The organism is Streptomyces sp. GbtcB6 (assembly GCF_019091475.1).
GTDB lineage: Bacteria > Actinomycetota > Actinomycetes > Streptomycetales > Streptomycetaceae > Streptomyces > Streptomyces hyaluromycini.
This window is the reverse complement of sequence record NZ_JAGXJL010000469.1, coordinates 1-236: the sequence shown is the minus strand read 5'-3', so window position 1 is coordinate 236 and position 236 is coordinate 1. Positions and strand designations below refer to the sequence as shown.

1 pseudogene is annotated in these 236 nt (G+C 72.0%); it reads left to right on the top strand.

Features of this window, described 5'->3' with window-relative positions:
- Positions 1–88 precede the first annotated feature (88 nt).
- A pseudogene (locus tag KVT45_RS57570) lies at positions 89–236 on the top strand (acetyl-CoA C-acetyltransferase); the annotation flags it as partial.

Genomic DNA, 236 nt, shown 5'->3' with positions numbered 1-236 from the left:
GGACTTCTCCTTCAACCAGGGCATCTCCGCGGAGCGGATCGCGCAGAAGTAGGGCTTCACGCGGGAGCGGCTCGACGGGTATGCGGCGCTGTCGCACGAGCGGGCGGCGGCCGCGCAGGACGGCGGGGCCTTCGACGAGCAGATCGTGTCCGTGACCGGGGTCGCGGCCGACGAGGGCATCCGGCGGGGCACCAGCGTGGCGACGTTGGCGAGGCTCAAGCCCTCCTTCCAGGAGG